General features: G+C 61.1%; 17 protein-coding genes. 6 read left to right on the top strand and 11 right to left on the bottom strand.

From position 1 onward, the window contains the following. Positions 1-392, top strand: a 392-nt coding sequence (locus AB4Z11_RS06910; protein WP_442023757.1) for a GntR family transcriptional regulator, incomplete at its 5' end; no start/stop codon positions are given. A gap of 60 nt (positions 393-452) precedes the next feature. Here the strand turns inward: AB4Z11_RS06910 and AB4Z11_RS06905 are convergent. From AB4Z11_RS06905 to rpsP, 8 genes are all read right to left on the bottom strand, one after another. Next, entirely contained in the window at positions 453-3,158 is a 2,706-nt protein-coding gene (locus AB4Z11_RS06905; RefSeq protein WP_442023755.1) for a M16 family metallopeptidase, read from the bottom strand. Positions 3,159-3,199: 41 nt separating this feature from the next. Beyond that, a complete protein-coding gene (locus AB4Z11_RS06900; RefSeq protein WP_442023753.1) occupies positions 3,200-3,502 on the bottom strand; it encodes a DUF3579 domain-containing protein in 303 nt (100 codons plus the stop codon). Positions 3,503-3,615: 113 nt separating this feature from the next. Then, positions 3,616-4,575 (bottom strand): CobD/CbiB family protein, encoded by a 960-nt coding sequence (locus tag AB4Z11_RS06895; RefSeq protein ID WP_442023751.1) that lies wholly within the window; start codon positions 4,573-4,575, stop codon positions 3,616-3,618. Positions 4,576-4,718: 143 nt separating this feature from the next. Further along, entirely contained in the window at positions 4,719-5,378 is a 660-nt protein-coding gene (locus AB4Z11_RS06890; RefSeq protein WP_442023749.1) for a CoA pyrophosphatase, read from the bottom strand. Between the two features lie 141 nt (positions 5,379-5,519). Continuing rightward, positions 5,520-5,897, bottom strand: a complete 378-nt coding sequence (rplS, locus tag AB4Z11_RS06885) for a 50S ribosomal protein L19 (protein WP_442023747.1) — start codon at positions 5,895-5,897, stop codon at positions 5,520-5,522. A 100-nt stretch (positions 5,898-5,997) separates the two neighbouring features. Further along, positions 5,998-6,744 carry a tRNA (guanosine(37)-N1)-methyltransferase TrmD gene (gene trmD / locus AB4Z11_RS06880; RefSeq protein ID WP_442023745.1) on the bottom strand — a complete coding sequence of 249 codons (747 nt, stop codon included), beginning with the start codon at positions 6,742-6,744 and terminating at the stop codon, positions 5,998-6,000. A 15-nt stretch (positions 6,745-6,759) separates the two neighbouring features. Next, positions 6,760-7,305, bottom strand: a complete 546-nt coding sequence (gene rimM / locus AB4Z11_RS06875) for a ribosome maturation factor RimM (protein WP_442023743.1) — start codon at positions 7,303-7,305, stop codon at positions 6,760-6,762. 3 nt (positions 7,306-7,308) lie between these two features. Further along, entirely contained in the window at positions 7,309-7,554 is a 246-nt protein-coding gene (gene rpsP, locus AB4Z11_RS06870) for a 30S ribosomal protein S16 (RefSeq protein WP_442023741.1), read from the bottom strand. Positions 7,555-7,742: 188 nt separating this feature from the next. On the opposite strand from rpsP, the gene AB4Z11_RS06865 reads away from it, so the two are divergent. Both AB4Z11_RS06865 and AB4Z11_RS06860 read left to right on the top strand, forming a co-directional pair. Continuing rightward, a complete protein-coding gene (locus AB4Z11_RS06865; RefSeq protein WP_442023739.1) occupies positions 7,743-8,159 on the top strand; it encodes an NINE protein in 417 nt (138 codons plus the stop codon). Between the two features lie 95 nt (positions 8,160-8,254). Further along, on the top strand, positions 8,255-8,668 hold the full coding sequence (locus tag AB4Z11_RS06860) for a glycine zipper 2TM domain-containing protein (RefSeq protein WP_442023737.1): 414 nt from the start codon (positions 8,255-8,257) through the stop codon (positions 8,666-8,668). Here the strand turns inward: AB4Z11_RS06860 and AB4Z11_RS06855 are convergent. Further along, positions 8,665-9,606 carry a LysR family transcriptional regulator gene (locus tag AB4Z11_RS06855; protein ID WP_442023735.1) on the bottom strand — a complete coding sequence of 314 codons (942 nt, stop codon included), beginning with the start codon at positions 9,604-9,606 and terminating at the stop codon, positions 8,665-8,667. The genes AB4Z11_RS06860 and AB4Z11_RS06855 overlap by 4 nt on opposite strands. A 46-nt stretch (positions 9,607-9,652) precedes the next feature. On the opposite strand from AB4Z11_RS06855, the gene AB4Z11_RS06850 reads away from it, so the two are divergent. Continuing rightward, complete coding sequence (locus tag AB4Z11_RS06850; RefSeq protein ID WP_442023733.1) at positions 9,653-10,639, top strand: NADPH:quinone reductase; 987 nt, start codon at positions 9,653-9,655, stop codon at positions 10,637-10,639. A gap of 18 nt (positions 10,640-10,657) precedes the next feature. On the opposite strand, the gene AB4Z11_RS06845 is transcribed toward AB4Z11_RS06850, so the two are convergent. Both AB4Z11_RS06845 and AB4Z11_RS06840 read right to left on the bottom strand, forming a co-directional pair. Continuing rightward, positions 10,658-11,278, bottom strand: coding sequence for a LysE family translocator (locus tag AB4Z11_RS06845; RefSeq protein ID WP_442023731.1), 621 nt, complete (start codon positions 11,276-11,278; stop codon positions 10,658-10,660). A 23-nt stretch (positions 11,279-11,301) separates the two neighbouring features. After that, a complete protein-coding gene (locus AB4Z11_RS06840; protein ID WP_442023729.1) occupies positions 11,302-11,667 on the bottom strand; it encodes a hypothetical protein in 366 nt (121 codons plus the stop codon). Between the two features lie 213 nt (positions 11,668-11,880). On the opposite strand from AB4Z11_RS06840, the gene AB4Z11_RS06835 reads away from it, so the two are divergent. Both AB4Z11_RS06835 and AB4Z11_RS06830 read left to right on the top strand, forming a co-directional pair. After that, complete coding sequence (locus AB4Z11_RS06835; RefSeq protein ID WP_442023727.1) at positions 11,881-12,870, top strand: proline dehydrogenase family protein; 990 nt, start codon at positions 11,881-11,883, stop codon at positions 12,868-12,870. Then, positions 12,867-13,838, top strand: coding sequence for a polysaccharide deacetylase family protein (locus AB4Z11_RS06830; protein ID WP_442023725.1), 972 nt, complete (start codon positions 12,867-12,869; stop codon positions 13,836-13,838). The genes AB4Z11_RS06835 and AB4Z11_RS06830 overlap by 4 nt, the downstream gene beginning before the upstream one ends. The last annotated feature ends 9 nt before the right edge of the window (positions 13,839-13,847 follow it).

Below are 13,847 nucleotides of genomic sequence, written 5' to 3'. Positions count from 1 at the left end.
GGACTGTGACGCCGGAGGAAGCGCTACGTTTGCGACTGAGTCCGGGCGCGCCGGTTTATCGTTTCAACCGCATTCGCTTTGCGGACGATGTGCCGATGTGCCTGGAGTACGCGACCATCGTGGCCAGCGCCCTGCCCTCGCTTGAGGTGGTGGATACGTCGATGTATGAGGCGCTGGAAGCGCAGGGCTGCCGCCCGGTGCGCGCGCTGCAGCGCTTGTCTGCGCTGCTGCTGAATGCGGAGCAGGCCAGGCTGCTGCAGGCGAAGGAAGGTGATGCGGGGCTGGCGGTGGAGCGCCTCGGTTTCCTGCGCGATGGCCGCGCCATTGAATTCTGCCGCTCGATCTTCCGCGGCGATATGTACGATTTCGTGGCGGAGCTGAGCACACCCTGACCCGAGGCGTGAAGCTGGTGCCTGCCACGGCGTGGCAGGCACCAGGTTTGCGCCGTGGGTTTACTTCGCCTTCGCCGGATCAGCCGCCACAACCACCGTCAACTTCGACGGATCGATCGCCTTGCGGAAGGCGGCATTGACCTGCTCCACCGTCAGCGCCTTCAGCCTGGCCTCATGCTGCTTGCTCCATTCGAAAGTACGGCCTTCATCCAGGAAGCGGTTCCATGCGCTGGCCACGATGCCATCCTTCGAACGATTCTGAATCCGCTGTTGCAGCAAGCCGGATTTGGCGCCCGCCACTTCCGCCGCCGTGAAGCCTTCCTTCAGCGCACGGGCCAGTTCCTGCTTCACTGCCACATCCAGCTTGGCCATATTCTGCGGCGCCGCGATCGCGCTGATCGAGAAGGCGCCGGCGCGGTCAAACTCGCCCGCATCCAGCTGCGAAGCACCGCCGTAGGACAAGCCATCCTTCTGGCGAATGCGGTCCATCAGACGCGACTTCAAACCGCCGTCGCCGAAGATGAAGTTGGCCAGCTCCAGCGCCGGATAATCCGCATCGTCATTCTTCAGATCGAGGTTCATGCGCGCGGTGTAGAAAGCGTTCTCCTTGTCCGGCGTAGCGATGCTCTTTTTCGTCGGCGCCTTGTCGACATAGGTATCCAGAATGCGGGCATAGGAGCCCTTGCTCTGCCAGCCGCCAAACTCCTCGCCGATCACCTTCACTATTTCGTTCTTGTCGAAGTCACCCACGATGGACAGCTCACCGTGCGAGGCGCCGTAGAACTCATTGTGATAGTCCTTCAGCTCCTCCAGCTTGAGCGCCTTGATACCTGCGATCTGCTCATCGATCGACATCACACTGCGCGGATCGCCCTTCGGCCAGTGATCGAAGTATTCCGCCATCGCCTGCCCTGCCACCGCCTGCGGATCGCTGCGCATGGATTCCAGGCCCACGATCCACTGCTGGCGCAGCTGTTCGAATTCAGCCACCGGGAAGCTCGGCTCCTTCAGCACATGTGCTACAAGGCGCAGCGCTTCAGCCAGATGTTCGCGCGTGGTGTCGAAGTGGTACACGCCGCCGCCGGACATCTTCAGCTTCGACATCTGGTCCGCCAATTGGGTGCGCGTGTATTTGCTGGTGCCGCGCGTCAGCATCTCATTGGTCGCCGAGGCCACCAGCTGCTTGCCGAACTGGTTCTTCTCATCGCCCCAATGCAGGCGCAGATCCACCGACACCATTTCACCGCGGTTCTGCTTCGGCAGCAGCGCGAGCTTCAGGCCATTGACCTGCTTGAGCTCCGTGCGCTTCATGATGTTGTCCTGGCTCGGATCGAAGTCCTCGGACTTCAGCACGCTCTCCTTGCCCTTGAAATTCTTCAGCAGTTCTTCGGCAGCCGGCGCCTGCGGAATGTCCGCACGCTGCGGCGCATCTTCCGGCAGGAACACGCCTACCGTACGATTATCGCGCTTGAAGTAGCGTGCAGCGGCATCGGCCACCTGCTTTGAGGTGATCGCCGGCAGCTCATCGCGGCCCTGGAACAACAAGCGCCAGTCGCCCAGCGCGATGTATTCGGACAGCGCCACACCCACCTGCTGCGGGTTGTTCAGCTGCTTCTCGATCATATTGGTGTAGTCGCGGCGCGTGCGCTCCATCTCTTCATCGGTCGGCGGCGTCTTGGCGAAACTCTCGACGGCGGCAATCAGCTCATCGCGCACCGGTTCCACCGGCTGTCCTGCCTTGACCACGGCGCCGAACATGTACAGGCCTGGATAGAAGCCCACCTGGCCATAGTTGAACACTTGCGCGGCCTTGCCCGATTCGACCAGCTCCTTGTGCAGGCGGCCAGTCGGCGTGTCGGCCATGATCTGGCCCATGAAGGCCAGCGGATCGGAGTCCGCATGCAGGCCGGATGGAATCTTGTAGGCCGCCAGCACGATTTGCACATCGCCCTTGCGGCGCACGGTGAACAGGCGCTCGCCGTCCTGGGTCGGCTCCACGGTCCAGAAGTCAGGCAGCTTGCGCTTGGGTTTCGGGATCGCGCCGAACGTCTTGCTGATCCAGGCCAGGGTTTGCGATGCGTCGAATTTGCCCGCCACCAGCAGCACGGCGTTATCCGGCTGATACCAGGTGTGATAGAAGGCCTGCAGGTTCGAGATCTTGACGTTTTCGATATCGCTGCGGTTGCCGATGGTGGAACGGCCGTAGCTGTGCCAGTCGTAGGCCACGCTCGACATGCGCTTGATCAGCACTTCGAACGGGCTGTTCTCGCCGTTTTCGTATTCGTTGCGGACCACGGTCATTTCCGAGTCCAGATCCTTCTTGGCAATGAAGGACCTGGTCATGCGGTCCGCTTCCATCTCCAGCGCCCACTTCAGATTCTCCGGACTGGCCGAGAACACTTCGTAGTAATTGGTGCGGTCGAAGGAGGTGGTGCCGTTGAATTCCATGCCGCGTTCCGCGAACTGCTGCGTGATATTGCGGTGCTTCGGCGCGCCCTTGAACATCAGGTGTTCCAGCAAGTGCGCCATGCCCGTCTCGCCGTAATTCTCATGGCGCGAGCCGACGCGGTAAGTCACGTTGACGGTGACGGTCGGCTTGGACGCATCGGGGAACAGCAGCACCTTCAGGCCGTTCGGCAAGTGGTACTCGGTAATGCCTTCGACCGACGGACCTTTGGTCACACCGGCTGGCAGGGTTTGCGCGAAGGCGGAAGGGAGGAAACTGGCGCCGGACAGGAAGAACGCGGCGATAAGGGTTTTTTGCATGGGATTCTGCTTTTATTGGCAAAACCCTATGCTACGCCATCTCAGGCCTTTTCGTCAGGTAGGAGACAAGCGTCCACGACCTGCAAATCATTGTCTTTCGCAAATTCGACGACGAAGTTATAAGCCAGCGGCTGCATCTCGCGCAGCTTGCTGTTCACGACGACGGCTTTCACACCATTGATGACGGTGGGCGTGACCATCGACGAATAACCGAGGTGGCCATGGGGACCGCTTGCCGTGGGAGCGACGCAGGCCATGACACCGCAGAGGCGTTCGGCCCAGTCGCTGGGACGAAACTGCTTGCCTTTGGAGGTAAGGCCAAGAATGAAGAACTCGCTGTCCATGTGGGGGCGCTTTCTGTTGCGTGGTGGAACTTAGGTATTATATCTTATAGAAGACCTAAGCGCTATTTCCCGCGCCCCGCAGCCGCAAAAAAAGCGGCCGCGAGTCCTGCATTTTAGCCTAGCCAGGCAGCTCCGGACAGCAACAGGAGCAGCATCATCCACAGCAGCAGCGCACGCCAGACCAGGCCGACAGTGCTTTGCAAGGCACGCACACCAGGCTCATCACCCGGCATGCTTTCCACTTCGACATCGGAAATATCCACGGTCGCGGCATCGGCCGGCACGATCTTGGCCGCGTTTTCCTGCGGGGTGCCGAGGCGCACGCCCATGGCGCCGCCACCGGCCGACAGGATGATGCCGATCGCCTCGTCCTTCCAGCGGTGGGCGAAGTTACGCCAGGCGTAGACAGCGTCCTCGAAGTTGCCGACCACGGCAAAAGCAACGGCGGTCAGACGGGCCGGAATCCAGTCGATCCAGTAGAACGCCTTGGCCGCGAATTCACCGAAGGCTTCATTGCGCATGTGCTCCGGCTCGTTCCAGGCGCGGGCCAGGTATTCGGACACGCGGTACAGAATGGCGCCGGTCGGACCGAGCGGCATCAGGAACCAGAAGAACACGCCAAATACATTGCGATGCGTGGTGATCAGGGCCTTCTCGACCGCAATGCGGGAGATTTCGGAAACATCCATGCCCACGGTGTCCAGCTTGGTCCACTCGCACAGCAGGGAACGCGCAGTCGTTTCGTCGCCCGCGTTCAGGGCCAGCTGGATCGAGGTGAAGTAATGGCTGTAATGGCGGAAGCCCAGGGTCAGGTAGACGATCAGCACATTCCAGGCGAATGCAGCCAGAATGAGCTTGTAGCTGATCAGCACCCAATAGATCAGACCGGCAGGAACCATCAGCGCTGCCATCATCAGGAACCAGCCCATGCGGCCGTGGCTGGCGTGGCCAGCGTTGAACCAGGTCTCCATGCGAATTGCGAGGGCCTTGATCTCGGCGTAGATCGGATTATCCGCACGCAGAGGCTTCAGTTGTTCAATCAGCAATGCACACAGGATGGAGAGAAAAGTCATCGAATTCCTTTGAATAAAACCCAAGGCAAAAGCTGGTGACAGCCACTTCGTGGCAGCCACCCAGGTTACTGCAGCATGCACGGTGGCTGCCACACCGTGGCTGACACCAGAATTTACGGTTTCGCAATGCCCGCTAGGGTAGCTTAAGCGCGCAAGAAATGAAACAGATTGCGGAGCATGCCAGCTGTTGCTCCCCAGATAAAATATTTTTCGTACGGCATGGCGTAGAAAGTGCGGCGGCCGCTCGGCAATTGCGCCGACAGCAGCTGGTGATTCTGCCCGTCCATCAGGAAGGGCAAAGGCACTTCAAAAATCTCGGCGACTTCGAACGGGTCTTTCGTCAACTCGAACGGCGGCATCACCAGGCCAACCACCGGTGTGACTTCGTAGCCGGTGCCGGTGTAGTACAGCGGCAGCGTGCCGATCACTTCGATATGGCGGCGGTGCAGGCCGATTTCTTCTTCCGTTTCGCGCAGCGCGGTGTCGATGGCGTCGGCATCGGTTTCCTCGGCGCGGCCACCGGGGAACGCGACCTGCCCTGCGTGGTCGTTCAGATGCGCCGTGCGCTGGGTCAGCAGCATGCTCAGGCCCTCTTCCCGCACCACGATGGGCACCAGCACCGAGGCGGCCGTGGTTTTGGGACGCTCGATGAAGACAGTCTCGTTGCCTTCCGGCGTCCACTCAGGCGGATGGGCGAATCGCTCGCGCAGCCATGCGGGCGCCAGGCGCTCCAGCAGTACCGCCGCCTCGCCGGCGATGGCGTCTACAGGCAGCTGGGTGGGGTCGAAATGCGGTCGTGCCAATCTGTCCTCCTCCGAAAAACCCGAGACGTGAACCTGGTGGCTGCCACGTCGTGGCAGCCACCTGCTTTTCCGCCGTTGGTTTTTCCAAAACAAAAAAGGGGCACCAACGGCGCCCCTTCGATCCAATCAGATACGAATGGATTACTCTGCCGCAGCAGCTTTGCGGTTTGGCAGTTTTTCCTTGATACGAGCAGACTTGCCCGAACGGTCGCGCAGGTAGTACAGCTTAGCGCGGCGCACGTCACCACGACGCTTCACTTCGATCGAAGCGATCAGCGGGGAGTACAGCTGGAAGGTACGCTCAACGCCTTCGCCGGACGAGATCTTACGAACGATGAAGTTCGAGTTCAGGCCACGGTTACGACGGGCGATCACAACGCCTTCGTAAGCCTGGGCGCGCTTGCGGGTGCCTTCGACTACGTTCACGTTCACGATCACGGTATCGCCAGGAGCAAACTCAGGGATGTTTTTGCCCAGACGAGCGATTTCTTCTTGCTCGAGTTGTTGAATCAGGTTCATTTTATGACTCCAATGACCATCTTGCCGGCGCCAAGGTTGCCCGGTAGAGGATGGGGTTAAACATGGCAGGCAACATGCCTGCCTTGGTACTACAACGGGTTTACAAACCCGCCAAAAACTTTTCGTCCTTCTTCGAGAGCAGGCCGGCTTCGCGGGCCTTCACCAGCAGGTCGGGACGCTTGCGCGCCGTCGCTTCCAGCATGCGCTCGCGGCGCCACTTCTCGATCTCGGCGTGATTGCCGCCCAACAGCACCGGAGGCACGCTCTCGCCTTCATACACTTCAGGCCGCGTATAGTGCGGCGAATCCAGCAGGCCGTTGACGAAACTGTCTTCAACGGCCGAGGCATCGGTGTTCAGCACGCCAGGCAGCTGGCGCACCACGGCATCCATCAGGGCCATGGCCGGCAGCTCGCCGCCGGACAGCACGAAATCGCCGAGGCTGACTTCTTCATCGATGCAGCGGTCCAGCAGGCGCTGGTCCACCGCTTCGTAACGGCCGCACAGCACCACAAGTCCGGGCTCCTGCTTCAGCTGCATCACGCGCTCGTGCGTCAGCTGCTTGCCTTGCGGCGACATGAATACCACGCGCGGCTCGGGCAGTCCGGAGACCACCTGGCGCTGTTTCGCGGCATTGATCGTCGCTTCCAGCGGCTTAGCCAGCATCACCATGCCGGGACCGCCGCCATAAGGGCGATCATCCACGGTGCGATGATTGTCGGTGGTGAAATCGCGCGGATTCCACAGCGACAGGCCCCACTTCTTCTGCTCGAACGCGCGGCGGGTAACGCCGGACTGCGTCAGGGCAGCGAACATTTCAGGGAACAGGGTGATAACGTCGAATTGCATCGCTGCGGTTCCGGATCAGTAATCCAGGCCCCAGTCCACGATGATTTTCTTCGCGTCCTTGTCCACCTTGATAACGTACTGGTCAACAAACGGGATCAGGCGCTCCTGCGCCGCTCCCTCGGCCTCGACCTCGACGCGCAGGATGGATTGGGGTCCATTGCTCATCATATCGGTGACCGTGCCAAGGCTTTCGCCCTGTTGATTCTCTACTGCCAGCCCGATCAGGTCGGACCAGTAAAACTCGTCTTCTTCGTCGAGTTTGGGGAAGTCGCTGCGGCGGATAAACACCGAGGCGCCTTTCAGCGCTTCTGCAATATCACGATCAGCGATTCCGATCATGGTCACGACAACGTCGCCACCATGCAGCTTGGCCCGCTTGACTTCTACGTCGCGCAGGCTCGGCTTATCAATCCACCAGGTTTTCGCGTGCAGCAAAGCATCCGCATCTGCGGAGAAGGGACGTACCCTCACTCCACCAACCAGACCGTAGGCGCCGGAGACAAAGCCCACTTGCACCAGATCGTCTGGGGCTTGTGCCCCGGATGCTGCCTTCTCGCTCAAGCCTTAGGCTGCTTTGTTGGTAGCAACCAGTTTGGCAACAGCTGGGGACAGCTGTGCGCCAACGCCTTGCCAGTAAGCCAGACGGTCTGCAGCAACGCGGAAGCCTTCAGCCTGGCCGGTAGCCATTGGGTTGTAGAAGCCGATACGCTCTACGAAACGGCCGTCACGACGGTTGCGGGAATCGGTTGCAACGATGTTGTAGAAAGGGCGCTTCTTGGCACCACCACGAGCTAAACGAATAACGACCATAATATTTCCAAAAAAGTGTGCTGAGTCGGAAAAAGCCGCAAATTATAGCGCGCCTTCCCTCCGACGGGCAAGCATTAATAACAATGGGTGAGTGTTGGGGTAATCCGTGATTATCCCCCGTTCTGGCCTCGTCGGCAACAGCTTTGTTGTGCCATACTGCTGGCTTCCTGCAATTTCGCCGCGCAATCATGTCCGTTTTGCACAAAAACAAAACCCTCGCCACCCTGGCCGCCACACTGCTCGGCGGCATTGGCCTGCATCGCTTTTATCTGCGCGGCTTAGGCGACAAATGGGGCTGGCTGCATATCGCTTCCCTGCCCGTCTGYGGCATTGTCGCAATGGCGGCGCCGGATGCAGATCCCTACTTCAAGCTGCTGCCCTACTTCATCTCCATCCTGACTGGCTTCCTGGAAGCGCTGGTGCTGGGCCTGATGCCCGATGAGAAGTGGGACGCCACTTTCAATGCCGGCTCCGGCAAGCAATCCGCTTCGCGCTGGCCGCTGGCCCTGGTGCTGGTTGCCACGCTGGCAGTAGGCGCTTTCGGCCTGATTGCCGCCATTTCCCGCCTCTTCGACCTGCTCTACACAGGCGGCGTCTACGGCTGATGTTTCGCAACGTCTTGTTTCAATTGTGTGTTCCGTTCGGAAATGTTTGACCTATACTCACAAACACCAAAGAACTTCCTGATGGAGAAATCATAATGAAAATTCGCAATCTGCTCCTGCCTGCACTGCTGGCAGTCGCCGCCACCGGCGCGCACGCCGAACCTAAGCGTCCGGTCTGCAATGAATGCGGCACCGTGACCAACGTTCGCATGATCGAGAAAGATGGCGAAGGCGGCGCAACCGGCCTGATCGCTGGCGGCATCGCCGGCGGCCTGCTGGGTCACCAGGTTGGCGGCGGCACCGGCAAGACGCTGGCAACCGTAGCCGGTGCAGCGGGCGGCGCATACGCCGGCAAGAAAATCGAAGGCAAGATGAACAAGGTCAAAGAGTGGCACGTGACCGTGAAATACGAAACCGGCAAAGTCGGCACCGTCATCCTGGGCCACGATCCTAACCTGCGTAACGGCGACCACGTGCGCCGCGAAAACGGTAACCTGAACCGTATCTAAACTTCATCCGGGCCGAGGCTGCGCGGCATCAGCTGCTGCAGCCAGGCCGTCACCGCCCGTACCCGCGGCGTCTCACGGTGTTTCGAATGGAAGACCACGWACACCGGCTTCTCCAGCATCAGATCCGACAGCTTCTTCAGCCCGTCATAGCGCGCCGCCAGATAATCCGGCAGCAGTGCGGTTCCTGCGCCTCCCAGCACCGCTTCCACTTGCACCAGCAAGCTGTTTGAGCGCACCGTTGCCTGCCGGTCATGGAAGGCACGTTGCAGTGTTTGCGTTTCCGGGAAGCGCGCACCGGTCGCATCGTAGCTGACCAGTGAGCCACCATGTGCAGCTGCTTCGCCTTCGCCCGCGCCGTATAGCGCATACCTCAGCGTACCGGCGCGTAGGGCAATCAACTGCTCATCTTCCGGCGGCGCCAGACGCACCGCCACGTCAGCTTGCTTGTGGCTGATGCTCAGCACCGCCGATGTCGCGACCAGGTCGACGCGCAGCGCCGGATATTCGCGCAGCAAGGCGCCCAGCGCTGGCGCAATCAGCTGCGCCGAAATCCCTTCCGGCGCAGTGACGCGTACCAGCCCATGCACAGCGTCGCGCGCATCGGCCCGCCCTGCCTGTCCGCGCCGGCCGCCAGCGCCGCCCGCGCCTCCGAGGCCGACCGCCTCCACCAGCTCGCCCATCTCCTGCGCAGTCGCCACGACCTCGCGCCCGCGCGGCGTGAGCACAATTCCGTCCTGATTCTCTTCGATCACTTGTGCGTCCAGCGCCAGTTCGAGACGCTGCAAGCGGCGAATGACCGTATTGCGCGTCAGCCCCAGGGCGCGCGCCGCCCCGCCCCACGAGCCTTCCCGCGCGAGAACAGCAAGCGTCAGCAGGTCATCCCAGGACAATGGCTTTTTTTTGACAGCGCTGGCAGTTTTCTTCTCTTGGTTTGCCACGGTGCGGCTTTCTAGAATGGGCCTCATCGACTAACAGGAGCAAGCTATGCAAGCAGCCGTCTACCGCCGCACCGGCCCCGCAGATGAGGTTTTGAGTATAGTTCAACTGGCCAGGTGCCGTCCCGGCCCCGGCGAGGTGCGCATTCGCGTGGCTTTCTCCGGCGTGAATCCATCGGACGTGAAAGCGCGCGGCGGCGTCAGCACAGCGGCGCTGAGCTTCGACTACGTGGTACCGCACAGCGATGGTAGCGGCATCGTCGATACGGTCGGCGAGGGCGTCAGCGAGTTCACGCCCGGCGCGCGCGTCTGGTTCTATCTCGCACAGTGGCAGCGCCAGCACGGCTCCGCTGCCGAATACATCTGCTTGCCCGCGTCGCAGGTCGTCGCGCTGCCGGATGGCATATCGCTCGAAGCAGGCGCCTCGATCGGCATCCCGCTGATGACGGCATGGTACGCAGTGCACGCCTACGGTAGCTTCGACGGCAAAACAGTGCTGGTCACCGGTGGCGCTGGTGCGGTTGGCTTCTACGCTATCCAGCTGGCACGCCGTGCGGGTGCACGCGTGATCGCCACCGTCAGCAGTGCCGGCAAGGCGGCCCTGGCACGCGAAGTAGGCGCCAGCCATGCGCTCGAATACGGCGACAGCGCAGCCCTGGCACAGCAAGTGCGCGAGCTGACCGGCGGTGCGGGCGTGGACGTCATCATCGAAGTCAACGCAGGCCACAACGCATCCATACACGCGGACCTGCTTGCACATGGCGGCCGGGTCATCATCTACGGTTCGYAGGCCGCCGAGATTCCCGTCAGCTACCGCGGCATGATGCGCGTGTTCGCCAGCCTGCACTTCTTCATTGTGTATTTCCTCACGCCCGACGAACGGCGCCGCATTGCGCTTGAGATCAATACCTTGCTCATCGCAGGCGGCTTACGTCATCTGCCGGCCGTCATCTTCCCGCTACACGACGTCGCCGCCGCCCATCAACATGTCGAAACGGGCCGCATCGGCAAAGCGCTTGTGCAGATCGCCGTGTGAACCTCCGGCGTGCCGCGCTTATGTGCGGCGCGCCAGCAGCAGGCCAACGCCTGCGCCAGCCAGCAGCCCCGCGCAACCGCGATTGAAAATGCGCTTGCCGCGCGGCCGGGCGAACCACTGGCGCAGGTGAATGCCCATCCAGGCATACATCACTAGCGCCACCGTCTCAAGCAGCAGGAACAGCGCACCCAGCACCGCGAACTGCGGCGCCATGGCACGGGAGGGATCGACGAATTGCGGCAGAAAAGCCGTGAAAATAAGGATCGCTTTCGGATTGCCGGCTGCGACCAGGAATTCCTGCCGCGCCAGCGGCCACCATCCGACCGATGCCTGAGTGGCAGCGCCCTCCTCGCCCGGCTGCGCGCGCCACAGCTGCCACGCCAGGTAGAACAGATAAATCGCGCCTACGGTCTTGATCCCGTAGAACAGCAGCTCGGACGTGTGCAGCACCACCGCCAGCCCAGCCGACGCCAGCGCAATCATGCCCATGAAGGCCAGCAGCCGCCCCACGCCGGCACTGCACGAGAGGCGGAAGCCATAGCGCGTCGCATTACTCACGGAGAGCAGGTTGTTCGGCCCCGGCGCCATATTCAGCGCGAAGCAGGCCGGTACGAACATCAACAAGGTCGGCATATCCAAGTTTGCCTCCGTGGCAGAGTGCATCAACGACTGGCTAGGGTAACATCCTTCAAACCCTGCTGCGCAATCTGCGGCGACATCATCTCGAAGTTCTTGATCGTGACAGCCCAACCCTGATCCGCGAATTCCACGCGCGCCCCGCTCTGCGTCATGAAAACGCCCTTGGACTGGGCGTACATGCGTTCGCGCTTGTGGCCACCCAACTGCACAAAGAAACTTTGCCTGCCTTGCTGCGTGAAGTAGATCCTGTCGCCTGTGCTCAGGTTATAGCCATGGTTGAAGTCTTCAAACTCGCCGGCACTCAGCCGGTAGTCGCCGGCTGCATATGCCGCACCTGTGCTGGCGAGGGTAAGCGCCGCCAGAGCGCTGAACAATACTTTTTTCATCATCTTTCCTTGTGGTTGCCTGGTCGCTCCCGCCACTGTTTATCGTGCGGGAGCAGCGGTAAGGTAGCCAATGAATCCGCATGCTTACAGCCGAATCTGACGAATCGCGGATTTGGAGGGTCCAATCGCAGGCAGACCCGATAAATGGCGGCGACTCCCTGCTACTATTCAGCCGGCGCCGCATTCCGTCGGCGCACCCACTGCAGGAGAACCGAAGTGCGAGACACGATCCCTCCCCAATTCCCCGCCGAATGGCAGCCGCTGGTCGACAAGGCGGCGCTTGCAATCCGCGCGCTGGCAGTCGATGGCGCCGCAAAAGAGAAATTCCTCAACGATCCACTGCTGCGGCCAATTACTCAGCGCGTGGCGCAGCGCTACGTCGCAGGACGCACCATCGAAGRGGCGCTGGAACGCGCCGCTTCCATCAACCGCGCAGGGCATAAGGCGTCGATCGAATACATGGGCGAGAGCGTGCGCGACGCAGCATTCGCAAACGCGGAGACTGAAGTCTTCCTGCGGCTGATCCGCGCAGCCGGCGAGCGCCAACTGGATTCCACAATTTCCTTTGACCTGTCGCACGTGGGCTCGCTGATTTCGCCTGAACTAAGCTACCAGAACACGCGCCGCATGGCACGCGCTGCGGCCGGGCATGGGCTGGAGCTGATTATCTCCATGGAAGCCTCCGACCGCGTGGACGACATTTTCGCGGTCTATCGCCGTCTGCACGAAGAGGATGGCCTGAACACCGTCGGCATCACCATGGCCGCCAAACTGCTTCGCAGCGTGGACGACTTGCCGAAACTGATGGCCCTGCCGGGACGAATCCGTTTGGTGAAAGGTGCTTTCTTCGAGTCCGAGGCGATTGCGTGGCCGCGCAACAGTCCGGAGCTGGCCGCAGTTTATTGCCGCTTTGCGAAAGATCTTCTGGCGAGCGGACACACATGCTCCATCGCGACGCACGATCGCAGTATTCAGGCGGAGCTGACCGGCTTCATCACGCAGCAAGGCATCCAGCAAGGTCACTACGAATTCGAATCGCTGATCGGACTCGGCACGGAGCAGGTCGCCAGCCTGCAAGCGCGGGGCTTTCCAACGCGCGAATATGCGGTATTCGGCGAGGACACTTTTCTCTACGTCCTGAACCGCATTTCCGAAGAACCGATACGCGTCTACCAGGCGATCATCGACGCAATGGGGGCTGCATGAGCGCCAGCCCGAGCATCGCACCGCGCGCGCCAACGAAGGCGCGCCGTGGCCTCGTCACTTGGCGAAACCTCATCGTCGCGGCAACGCTCGCGATCGGCGCCTCCGTCTCGCATGCACAGTCGGTGGCGTTCACGTTCGATGACGGCCCCAATCTGGAGGCGACGCCGCGCATGACGGCGCAGGAACGCAACGCGGCGATGTTGGCGGCGCTGGCCAAACATCACGTGCAAGCCGCATTGTTTGTCACTGCCGGCAACGGCGCCATCAAGCCGGAAGGCCTGGCGCTGGCGCAGGAGTGGGGCAAGGCGGGCCATGCGATCGGCAATCACACCATGACGCACCCGGACCTGCACAAAATCGCGCTGCAGCAGTATGAGCAGGAGATGCTCGATTGCGACAGGATCATCAGTGGCCTGCCCGGCTACCAGAAATGGTTCCGCTTCACTTTTCTGCGCGAAGGGAACACGCCGGAGAAGCGCGATGGCATGCGCAGCTTCCTGCAGGAGCATGGCTATCGCAATGCCTATGTGAGTCTCGATACCAGCGACTGGCGGCTGAATGAAAAGCTGGTTGAAACGCTGCGCGCAAATCCAAACGCTGACGTCAGCGCAATCCGCACAGCGTATCTCTCGCACGTGCGCCAGCGCGCCCTGGCCTACCGCGAGCTATCGCAAAAGCTCCAGGGCCGCGATATCGCACAGGTCATGCTGATGCACCACAACCTGATCAACGCGATGTGGCTAGATGATGTGATTACGCAGTTCGAGCAGATGGGCTGGAGTATCACAACTCCTGCCAAGGCATTCGCCGATCCAGTCTACCAGCTGCTGCCGGAACGTGCGGTTCCGGGACAGAGCTTGCTGCTGTCCATGGCGCGCACGCTGGGGTTGGGGAAATTTGAAGGGTGGGACAGGCTTGTTGATGATGGCGATTATGAGATCGCCGCTCTCGACAAAGCTAAGCCTTGAACCATGGGG

The sequence above is a fragment of the Pseudoduganella sp. RAF53_2 genome (assembly GCF_052113985.1).
Taxonomy (GTDB): Bacteria; Pseudomonadota; Gammaproteobacteria; order Burkholderiales; family Burkholderiaceae_D; genus Rugamonas.
Note: the sequence above shows the minus strand (reverse complement) of the source record. Positions and strands in the feature narration are given on the sequence as shown.

Excerpts from the sequence above, each read along its gene's own strand:
- AB4Z11_RS06900 (WP_442023753.1), bottom strand. The coding sequence starts at position 3,502 with ATGGACAGCGAGTTCTTCATTCTTGGCCTTACCTCCAAAGGCAAGCAG.
- rpsP (WP_442023741.1), bottom strand. The coding sequence starts at position 7,554 with ATGGTCGTTATTCGTTTAGCTCGTGGTGGTGCCAAGAAGCGCCCTTTC.
- AB4Z11_RS06895 (WP_442023751.1), bottom strand. The coding sequence starts at position 4,575 with ATGACTTTTCTCTCCATCCTGTGTGCATTGCTGATTGAACAACTGAAG.
- AB4Z11_RS06830 (WP_442023725.1), top strand. The coding sequence starts at position 12,867 with ATGAGCGCCAGCCCGAGCATCGCACCGCGCGCGCCAACGAAGGCGCGC.
- AB4Z11_RS06840 (WP_442023729.1), bottom strand. The coding sequence starts at position 11,667 with ATGATGAAAAAAGTATTGTTCAGCGCTCTGGCGGCGCTTACCCTCGCC.
- AB4Z11_RS06860 (WP_442023737.1), top strand. The coding sequence starts at position 8,255 with ATGAAAATTCGCAATCTGCTCCTGCCTGCACTGCTGGCAGTCGCCGCC.
- rplS (WP_442023747.1), bottom strand. The coding sequence starts at position 5,897 with ATGAACCTGATTCAACAACTCGAGCAAGAAGAAATCGCTCGTCTGGGC.
- trmD (WP_442023745.1), bottom strand. The coding sequence starts at position 6,744 with ATGCAATTCGACGTTATCACCCTGTTCCCTGAAATGTTCGCTGCCCTG.
- AB4Z11_RS06905 (WP_442023755.1), bottom strand. The coding sequence starts at position 3,158 with ATGCAAAAAACCCTTATCGCCGCGTTCTTCCTGTCCGGCGCCAGTTTC.